Genomic DNA, 6,483 nt, shown 5'->3' on the forward strand with positions numbered 1-6,483 from the left:
GCCACCAGCCGCCCGGCCGACCCGCGCTCGCCCCTGGGAGGCCTGCTCGGCGCCCTGCTGCGCGAGGGCCGCCTGGAGCGCCTGAGCCTGAGCCGGCTCTCGCCCGACGACACCCTGGCCCTGGCCCGCAGCCTGACCCCGCTCTACGCGCGGCCCCTGGCCGACTGGCTCGGCCACAACGCCGAGGGCAACCCCTATATCATCAGCGAGCTGGTGAGCCACGCCCGGGGCAGCGGCCTGCTGCTGGAGGGCGGCACCCTCAACCTGAGCGCCCTCTCGTCCGATCCCGTCGTGCCGCAGACGGTCTACAGCCTCATCCAGGGCCGGCTGATGCGGCTCTCGGGCGGGGCGCGGCGCGTGCTCGACGCGGCGGTGGCCGTGGGCCGCGAGTTCGATTTTGAGGTGGCGGCGCGGGCGGCGGCCCTCTCTGAGGCGGCCGCCCTGGACGCCCTCGACGAGCTGCGGGCGGCCCGCCTGGTGCGGCCGCTGGATGGCGGGCGCTTCGCCTTCGACCACAGCCTGACCATGGAGGTGGCCTACCGCGAGGTGGGCGAGCCGCGCCACCGCCTGCTGCACCGCCGGGTCGGCGAGACGCTGGAGGCCCTGCACCGCGACCGGCTGGACGCCGAGGCGGGCCTGATCGCCTCGCACTTCGCCGAGGGCGGCGCCCCCGAGCGGGCCGCGTCCTACGCCATGCGCGCGGGGCGGCGGGCGGCCCGCGTGGCGGCCTGGGCCGAGGCGGCCGCCTTCTACGCGCAGGCCCTGGCCGGCACGCCCGACCCCGGCCGCCCGGCCGTCCTGCTGGCCCTGGGCGAGGCGCTCTACAGCGCCGGCGAGATCGCCCGCTCCGCCGAGCGCCTGCGCGAGGCCCTGGAGACCGCCCGCGCGCCCGCCGACGCCCACGCCGCCCGCCTGGCCCTGGCCCGCACCATCCTCGCCCAGGGCCGCTACGCCGAGATGATCGACCTGGTGCGCGCCCTGGTGGGCTCGCCGGTGCCGGACGAGGCGATCAGCGCCCTCTTCCTCTGGGGCACCGCCCTCTCGCTGGAGGGCGCCGACCTGCCCGGCGCCGCCGAGCGCCTGCGCGCCGCCGAGGCCCTGATCGCCGAGCAGCCCGCCGGCGATGACCCCGGCCCCCTGGCCCAGGTGCGCTTCGAGCTCGGCAGCGTCATGGCCCAGCAGGGCGACCTGGCCCGCGCCGTCGCCTACTACCACGAGGCGATGACGGTGGCCGACGGGGCCGCCGAGGCCGGCGCGCTGCTCAGCGCCGAACCCTGGCGCATCCTGGCCCGCAACAACCTGGCCTACCACCTGCACCTCCTGGGCGACCTGGACGACGCCGAGCGGCATATCGGCGACGCGATGGCCCTGGCCGAGGAGCGCGGCGCCCTGGCCCTCCAGCCCTACCTCTTCTCCACCGCCGGCGAGATCGCCCTGGCCAGGGGCGACCTGGATAACGCCGAGCGGCTCTTCACCAGCGGCATGGAGCTGGCCGAGCGACTGGCCATCCCCGAGCGCATCGCCGGGCTGGGCGCGAACCTGGGCCTGGTGGCCATGCGCCGCGAGCAGGAGCCCCTGGCCATCCACCGGCTCTCCACCGCCCTGGCCCGCGCCGACGCCCTGGGCGTCCGCCACCTCGCCGCCCAGATCCGGGTCTGGCTGGCCCCGCTGCTGCCCCCCGCCGAGGCCCGCGCCACCCTGGCCGAGGCCCGCGCCATCGCCGAGGGCGGCGGGCGCACGCGGATCATCGACCAGATTAGGCGGCTTGAGGAGAGCATGGCGCAGGGTAGGCATGTGAAGCGCAGGGGGGCGTGATGGGCGAGCATCTCTTCATCTCGTACGCGCAGCGCGACCGGGCGTACGTCCTCGCCCTGGTCGGCTGGATGCGTGAGGCGGGCATGACGCCGTGGTGGTTCGAGGAGGACGAGTCGCACACGGGGGGGATGTTTGCGGAGATGCTGATGCCGGCGATCGCGGAGGCGCGGGCGGTGATCGTGGTGCTCTCGCGGAGCAGCGTCGGCTCGCGGGCGGTGGCCCAGGAGGTGATCTTCGCCGGGGAGCGGCGCAAGCTGATCATCACGCTGCTGCTTGAGGAGTGCGCGGGGCCGGTGCGCTTCCTGCTCGGCCCGGACAACTGGGTCAACCTGCGTCAGGTCGGCAACCCGGTGCCGCGGATCGCGGCGGCCCTGGACTCGGCGGGCCCGCCGCTGCCGCTGGCCTACCTGGCCGCCGCCGAGGGCCACGAGGCGCTCGTCGCCCCCAGCTTTATCGCCCTTGAGGCGGCGCGCTACCAGCGCCAGGACGCCGGGCCGGCCCAGGCCGAGCACACCCTGGCCAGCATCGGGACGCTGCCGAGCAACCACATGGTCGTGATCGCGCGCGGGGGGCTGATCTCGCGCAGCCACGCGCACATCAGCCTGCGCGTCGCGGGCGATGGCGCGCCCACATTTCTGCTCTATGACACGAGCAAGAACGGCACCTTCGTCAACGGGCGGCGCATCGCCGAGCCGCGCAGCCTCGATCACGGGGACGTGATCGGCCTGGCGGGCGAGGCGGTGATGCTCCAGTTCCTGCGCCACGGCGAGACGGCGACCGCCGAAGGGGGGATCACCTATGGCGAATGAGCGCTTCGGCAGGCTTGTCCGGGGGATGGTCAACGCGGTGGCGGCGTTCGACGGCCGGCAGGCGGTGTTTGTCGAGGAGGAGATCGGCGCGCTCCTGGGCCTGGCCCCCACGACCATCCAGGGCTATAAGCAGGGGCGCGTCCCCGAGGGCTGGCGGCCGATCGAGGTGCTCGCCGAGTTCGGCGTGCGGCGCGCCCACCTGGGCCGGGCCTGGCTCCAGCAGCTGCTCGACTCGGTGCGCTACTACGACACGCAGCGGCTGATCGACCGCCTCGCCCCGGCGCCAGCCGCCGCGCCGCGCCCGCCCCGGGCGAGCGATAACCTGCCCGCGCCGACCTACAGCCGCTTCATCATGCGCCCCGACGCCTACCAGCAGGTTGTCGAGGGGCTCGGCCAGCGCTCCGCCCTGCTCGTGATCGTGGGCATGGGCGGCGTGGGCAAGACCAGCCTGGCCCTGGAGGTCGCCAAGCGCTGCGTCGGCCCGGGCGGCCCGCCGGCCCAGGGCGCGCCCCCGCCGGCCTTCGACGCGGCCGTGTGGGTCTCTGGCCACGACCAGCCGGGGCCGCTGGCCCTTGCCCACGTGCTCGACGCGGCGGCGCTGACCCTGGGCTTCCCCGGCCTGACCCGGCTCGGCCTGCGCGAGCGGCAGCACGAGGTGGAGCAGCTGCTGCGCCAGCAGCGCGCCCTGATCATCGCCGACGGCTTTGAGACATCGACCGACCCCGCGCTGCTCGGCTGGCTGCTGCGCCTGCCCGAGCCGAGCAAGGCGATCATCACCACGCGGCTCTACCGGCGCGAGTTTCAGCGCGGGGCCTGGCTGGTCGAGCTGGACGGGATGGGCGAGGCCGAGGCTGATGAGCTGATCGCCCAGGCGGCGCGCCGCCTGAAGCTGGCCGCGCCCGCGCCCGAGGCGGCCCGGCATCTGCGTGAGGTCAGCGGCGGCAACCCCAAGGCGATCGACCTGGCCCTCGGCCACGCCCGCCACACCGGGCAGCCGCTGGCGAAGTCGCTCGATGCGCTGCTCCTGCCGCAGGGCGAGCTGCTCGATGAGCTGTTCGCCCAGAGCTGGGGGCTGCTGACGCCGGGCGAGCGGGCGATCCTGGTCGCCGCCGCGCTCTTTGTCGGCAGCGCCCCGCCCGAGGCGCTGGCGGATGTCGCCGGCGAGGCCTGCCCGTCGTTTGGGCCAGCGCTCCAGAAGCTGGCCGACCTGAGCCTGATCGAGATCGCGCTGGCGGCCCCCCCCGAGGGCGGCGCGCGCTACGGGCTGCACCCGCTCACGCGCAGCTTCGTCGACGCCAGGCTGCCCGCCTATGGCGATCTGGACCGCGCCGCCCGCGAGCGCTGGCTCGGCTGGTGCCTCGCCCTGGCCCGCGAGGCCGGCGGCTACGCCATCGACGACCTCGGCCGGCTCGACCGGCTCGACCCCGAGGAGCCGACGCTCTTCGCGGCGGTCGGCTGGGCGATGGGGCAGGGCCGCCACGCCGAGGCGATCGCGCTGATCCAGGCGCTTGAGTTCTACTACTATGTGCGCGCCCTCTGGGGCAAGAAGCTGGACCTGCACCGCTGGTACATCGACGCCGCGCGCGCGCTGGGCGACACCGGCCAGGAGATCGCCGCCCTGGCCCTGCACATCCAGCTCCTGAGCCAGCAGGGCCGCATGGGCGAGGCCGCGCAGCATCTGCCGCGGCTCCACGCGCTCGCCGAGGCCGGGCCGCTGGGCGGCGAGGCGCGCTTCAGCTACCAGCACACCCTCGGCGTGTACCACCTCGCCGACGATGATCGATCGGCGGCCCGCCGCTGCTGGGAGCATCTGCTGGCCACAGACGCGCCGATGCCTGGCCATATGCGGGCCGGGGCGCACCACTGGCTGGCCCGCTGCCTGGCGGCCGGGGGCGACCCCCAGCTGGCGCGCGGCCACTACGCGGCGGCCCTAGAGATCGCCCGCGAGCAGGGGCTCGGGCGGCTGGTCGCCCGCAACCAGCTCGGCCTGGCCATGCTCGAGATCGCGGCGGGCGAGCTGGATGATGCCGAGCTGCGCCTCGGCGAGTGCCGGCAGCTCACCCGCCAGGGCGACTGGGAGCAGGGCGCGCGCCTGCTCTGGGCCGAGGCGCGGCTCGCCGCCCGCCGGGGCGCGCGCGCCGAGGCCGCCGCGCAGTACGGCCAGGCCCACGCGCTGCTTGAGCGCATGGGCCTGGCCCGCGAGAGCGCCGAGGTGGGCGCTGAGATGGCGGGGCTCAGCCTTGGCCTCTAGGCGCTACCGGCGCACTAGCGGCAGGTAGACGTATGTGCGCGAGCCTGCCAGGGCGAACTCGCTGAAGTGGTTGGCGACCACCACCACCGCCTTCCCGGCGGTGTCCACACGGCACCCGGCGCACGGCAGCATATTGGCCCATGCCGAGCCGCCCCAGTACGCCACATTCAGCTTTGTCGGGTCGCTGATGCCAAGGGCCGCGAGCTGCGCGTCGGTGTAGGGCACGCGCAGGGTGTAGGGCTTGGCGAAGGTCGTGACCGGCCCGCCGTCAGCGCCCGTGGCGCGCAGGGTGAAGCTGCGGATGATCGCCTGGCCGGCGGGGGGCTGGTGCGCGGGCGCGAACAGGGCGGTGTAGCTCACCGTGATGCTGTTAGGCACCGCCCCCGCTGGGAAGGTGAGGCTGGTGCCGTCGACGCCGCTCAGCGTGCCGCCCGCAGCGCCCATGCTGCCGCTGACGCCGGGGGCGCCCCAGCGCGCCAGCCCGTACGAGGGCTGCGTCGCCACGCTGCTGAAGTTGCCGCCGAGATAGATGCCCTCCCCGCTCGCCGCAATGCTGTACACATAGGTGTACTCGTCGTAGCCGTGCGTGTCGCCGATGCCGCTGCCGAGGGCGGACCAGGCGCCGCTCGCCAGATCCATGCGGGCGACGAAGCGCGCGCTGGCGGTGCCGGCGGAGGTGAATTTGCCGCCGACGTAGAGGTAGCCGCCAAATGGCGTCAGGGCCTTGACCTCAGAGAGGTACGGATAGCTGAACCCGCCGACCCCGCCGACGTCCGCCCAGGTGTTGCCGGCAATGTTCCAGCGCGCCAGGCCCGATGTCGCCAGCGACCCAGCCTGGTTGAAGATACCGCCGACATAGAGCTGGTCGCCGCTGAGCGCCAGGGCGTTAACCGTGGCCGCGTAGGCCGATTCTGTGTCTACCACGCCGGCCTTGACGGTGGCGGTCGGCGTGCCGACGAATGACCACTCGTCGCTGCTGCGGTCCCAGACGACGATATTGTTGACCTCCACGTAGCCAGACGAGGCTCGATCCTGCAAGGTCCAGAACTGGCCCCCGACGTAGACGTCGCTGCCCGCTATGGCCAGCGCGTAGACGGTCGTGTCGTTCTCAGCGCCCCTCTGGTTCACCTGGTAGATCTGAAATGTATCGCCGAAGGCGTGCCACTGCGCGCCGTCCCAGTAGGCCACATCGTTGGCGAGGGCACTCCCTGCGGCGGTGAAGTTGCCGCCGGCGTAGAGCAGGCCGTCGGCGTAGGCCAGGGTGTATACCGTGTTGTTAATGCCGCTCCCCAGGGCCGACCAGGCTTTTGTGCCGGGGTTCCACTTCGCAATATGGTTCGCGCTGATCGCGCCGATCTGGGTGAAGGCGCCGGCCGCGTACAGGCTGCCGCCCGCCACGGCCAGGGCGTAGACCTTGTCGTTGCTGCCGCTGGCGAGGCTCGACCAGCGGCTGCCGTCCCACATGGCGATGTTGTTGGCGAGAACGCCCCCGGCGTAGGTGAATGTGCCGCCCACATAGACGTTCCCGGCGGCGTCGATGGCGATAGCGTACACATCATCAGCCATGTTGATCTCATCGTGGACGCCGCCCGGCCCCAGCGCCTGCCA

The 6,483-nt window shown here is 73.6% G+C and carries 2 protein-coding genes and 2 pseudogenes; 3 read left to right on the forward strand and 1 reads right to left on the reverse strand.

All coding sequences use genetic code 11. The annotated features are described in order from the left end of the window. The 3 genes and pseudogenes from K2Z83_RS08795 to K2Z83_RS08805 all read left to right on the forward strand — a co-directional run. Positions 1-1,815 (forward strand): annotated as a pseudogene (locus K2Z83_RS08795) (transcriptional regulator); the annotation flags it as partial. Continuing rightward, positions 1,815-2,624: a TIR domain-containing protein gene (locus tag K2Z83_RS08800; RefSeq protein WP_220594808.1), complete on the forward strand. Its 810-nt coding sequence runs from the start codon at positions 1,815-1,817 to the stop codon at positions 2,622-2,624. The pseudogene K2Z83_RS08795 and the gene K2Z83_RS08800, both read left to right, overlap by 1 nt. Then, positions 2,614-4,875, forward strand: a complete 2,262-nt coding sequence (locus tag K2Z83_RS08805; RefSeq protein ID WP_220594809.1) for a tetratricopeptide repeat protein — start codon at positions 2,614-2,616, stop codon at positions 4,873-4,875. The genes K2Z83_RS08800 and K2Z83_RS08805 overlap by 11 nt, the downstream gene beginning before the upstream one ends. A gap of 3 nt (positions 4,876-4,878) precedes the next feature. Here K2Z83_RS08805 and K2Z83_RS08810 read toward each other — a convergent pair. Further along, a pseudogene (locus tag K2Z83_RS08810) lies at positions 4,879-6,483 on the reverse strand (hypothetical protein); the annotation flags it as partial.

Origin of the sequence: Oscillochloris sp. ZM17-4, assembly GCF_019599295.1 — a bacterium.
Lineage (GTDB): Bacteria > Chloroflexota > Chloroflexia > Chloroflexales > Chloroflexaceae > Oscillochloris.